Raw genomic sequence first — 3,298 nt, forward strand, 5'->3', positions numbered from 1 at the left:
GGTCCGGCCCACTGCACGCCGGCGACGGGCTCGTCGCTGTGCACGCCCGTCCGCTATCGCCGGCGAAGGCTTCGTGGACGAGGGCGCGGGCCACGTGCACCCGATCCGCAACGAGTCCGGCGCCGCCGCGCGGAGACGGTCGCGGTCCAGCTCGTTCCGGTCGGCGCAACGCGCCGGATCGATGCGCCCGAGCCCAACAACTGCAATTTCTGAAAACCGCTCGGCTTGGTTCCACGAGCGCCGGACGGCCCCGCGAGCGATCGCGGTGCCGGGTTCCGCCGGTGCGGTCGTCGTCGTCGCTTGCTCGGCGCCAATCGGAACGGTTACAGCCGCGGCCGATTAGGCTAAGGGTCGCGGCGCTACCGGTCGCAAATGGACGGGCACGGGCGCTTTTGCGGCACCTTTCTCCTTCTCCGACGCCGAGCTTAGCAATGAAGGTCCGGACAGTCCGGGCCGATCCGAAGAAGGAATCAAGAAATGCCCACAGGAACAGTCAAGTTTTTCAACGAATCCAAAGGTTTCGGCTTCATCCAGCCCGAAGGCGGCGGAGCCGATTCGTTCGTCCACATCTCCGACGTCGAGCGTTCGGGCATGACCACGCTGCGCGAAGGCCAGCGAGTCACCTACGACACCGAGCAGGACCAGCGCGGCAAGATGAAGGCGTGCAATCTGAAGGACGCCGGCGGGGAGTAAGGTGTTTAGGGGAGGCGCCCAAGGGTGGGCGTCTCCCTCCCGGGGTCGGGGGACAAAGGCGGCGGCGCAGCTATCTTATTTGGCTGTAGGACAGCGCAATTTCTGGGTTGGTGTCAGGCCTTGATATGAAGAGCGCGCGCCGTTTCGGCGCGTTCCTTGGCGAAATGGGCGTCGTACTTCGCGCGCACGGTTTCGAAACGAGGGTCGCCGCGCAGTGGTCGAAGGGCCGGTTCATCCTGCAAACGTGGCAAGTCGGTGCGCGTCGCATGGGCGGAGCCGCGGCGGAGCGCACGGTCGAGAGCGTCGGCGGCCATGCCGGACTGACCTTGCAGCGCCCAGATGCCGGCTGCATCGTCCTCGAGCCATAACGGGACCGGGCCGCGAGCGTAGGCGGCGCGAATGGCGGTATCGGCCTGGCGCAGAATCGTGTCGGCTTCCTCCCCGCGGCCGACCGCTCGGAGCGCGACCGCGACGATCGCCGCACTTTGCAGGAAGCAGGTTCCCACGGGCTGTCCAGGGCGGAGGCCCAGCAAGCCGGTTGGGCTGTCGTAAGTCGCGACGAGCTCGCGCGCCCGGTCGGCGTTCAGCATGAGCTTGGCGGCGACGACGTTCTCGTCGCGATAGACGAGCTCGGCTGCCCACGAGCGGTTCCGCTTTTGCCACTCGGCGGTCGAAGGCGCGGTCGCCATCCACACGTTTGCCGGGGTTGATCGCTGCTGCCCGATGCTCGGCCGGGGCGGCCGCGAAGGTAGATCCTTCGACAGCTTCAGCATGTATAAGGCATTCTGAAGGCTGAGCTTCGAAGGGCCTGCCCATGGCGTCTCGGATTTTGCGAGGTCCGACCACCTGCGTGCCGCTTCGGAAAAATCGCCGGCAAACCATGCCAGGCGGGCCAAGCCGAAACTCTGCAGGCCCGTATCGTTTGCAAACCCGATCCTGATCGCGGCTTCGGCCGCCGGCCGATCGCCCAGCAACGCCTTGTGATCGAGGAGGAAGCGCCAGGGGTCCGACCAAGACGGATCAAGATCATGAGCGCGCTGGATTGCCGAAGTGGCTTCTTGCCAGTGAGCCGATGCCTGGAGCGCTCTTGCACGCCACAATTGGCCTTCGCCCGTACGCACGGCGAGCTCGCCCGCACGCGCCATCTCCGCGATGGCTTCGGGCGAGTCCGAGCCGAGGAGCTCTGAGAGCACCGCGTGCGCCTCGCCAACATTGGGATCGAGCTGAAGGGCTCGCCGGGCGTCGTCGCGAGCTTGCGGGACGATTGCGATCATGCCTTCATTGCCGTTGGCCCGCCCCTGGAGCGTCAATGCCTGCGCCAGGCTCGCCCAGGCCGGCGCGAAATTGGGATCGAGCGCGATCGCGCGATTAAGGAGTGCGATGGCGTCGGGATTGCCGCTGGCCATGCCGGACCGCAACAGGCCGCGTGCGTTCAGATAAAGCGCATAGGCATCACCGTTGACGACGCGGGCCGTTCCTGGCGCCGAATGGACCAGCTGGCGACGCAGGCCGCCCGCGACGGCCTGCCCGATTGCGCTTTGGATCGCGAAAATGTCGGTGAGCGTGCCATCGTAACTGTCGGACCACATTCGTGTGCGATCGCTTGCCCTCACGAGATCTGCGTTGACGCGGACGCGGTTGCCCTGCTGGCGTACGCTTCCTTCGAGCACGTAATCGACCTTCAGCCGTCGAGCCACGTCGCGCACATCGGGATCGGTTCCCAGCTCCGTGGACGAGGCCCGGCCGGCCACGCGGAACTGCGGTTCGCGGGAAAGAGTGGCGAGTATCTCCTCGCTTACGCCCTGGGCGAAATAGGAATCCCCCGCGGAGAGGTTTCGGAACGGAAGTACCGCGATCGAAGCCGGGGCAGCCTCCGTGGAACCGGAGCGCATCCAAGAAATCAGGATGGCGCCGGCCAGCATCAGGGCAAAAACCCCAGCAAGAGCGATCACTTTCGGGCGGTTTGCGCGACGCTGCCGCGGAGCCGTGCCCTCGCCCGGCCCGGCAACGAGTGAATAGCCGACCCGGGGCACGGTTTCGATCGCGAACGGCTCGGGCGAATATTCGCGCGCGAGGTGACGCAAGGCGAGGATGCAGCGGTTGAGCGCGTCGTCGCCGACGATGCGGCCGTCCCAGCATTGCTCCACGAGATTGTCTCGCGAGACCACCGCCGGGCTTGCGGACGCCAGGGCGATGAGGACCTGGGCAACTTTCGGCTCAAGCTCTCGGCATTCGCCCGACATGGAGACCTGGCGGCGGGCGGGGCTGACCCGCAGTCCCCCGAGATCGAAGTCCGGCGTTTCCGCCAGATTGATCCGGGGTATGCCCATTTACGAGGTCCGGTTCGCAATCATCAGCATTTCATCACCAATAAATCACCGCGCCACACTAGCCGATAACGGCTGTCCTGTCGTCGAATAACTCCTCCGGCGCTGATCCGCCGATTTGCGAAGAATTTCAGAGGAGTTTGACATGAGACATTATCGAAAGCTCTTGATCGCGGCGTCGCTGGGCCTCGTCGCGAGCGTGCCCGGTTGCGGCTCCGGCGGCGGTTATGACGGGCCGAGGAACGTGCATCCGGCGCCGCCGCCTCCGCCGCCGCCGC

The 3,298-nt window shown here is 65.9% G+C and carries 3 protein-coding genes; 2 read left to right on the forward strand and 1 reads right to left on the reverse strand.

Translation table 11 applies throughout. The features are described 5' to 3' along the window. Together GH737_RS15900 and GH737_RS13860 are read left to right on the forward strand one after the other, a co-directional pair. Positions 1 to 213: hypothetical protein (locus tag GH737_RS15900; RefSeq protein WP_230558826.1), on the forward strand; the 213-nt coding region annotated here is incomplete at its 5' end. 264 nt (positions 214 to 477) lie between these two features. After that, positions 478 to 693, forward strand: a complete 216-nt coding sequence (locus GH737_RS13860; protein ID WP_155265371.1) for a cold-shock protein — start codon at positions 478 to 480, stop codon at positions 691 to 693. Positions 694 to 806: 113 nt separating this feature from the next. Here GH737_RS13860 and GH737_RS13865 read toward each other — a convergent pair whose 3' ends face one another. Then, the gene (locus GH737_RS13865; protein ID WP_155265372.1) at positions 807 to 3,023 is read right to left on the reverse strand and encodes a winged helix-turn-helix domain-containing protein; all 2,217 of its coding nucleotides are present in this window, start codon (positions 3,021 to 3,023) and stop codon (positions 807 to 809) included. Positions 3,024 to 3,298: the final 275 nt, after the last annotated feature.

This window comes from Sphingomonas segetis, assembly GCF_009720245.1.
Taxonomy (GTDB): domain Bacteria; phylum Pseudomonadota; class Alphaproteobacteria; order Sphingomonadales; family Sphingomonadaceae; genus Sphingomicrobium; species Sphingomicrobium segetis.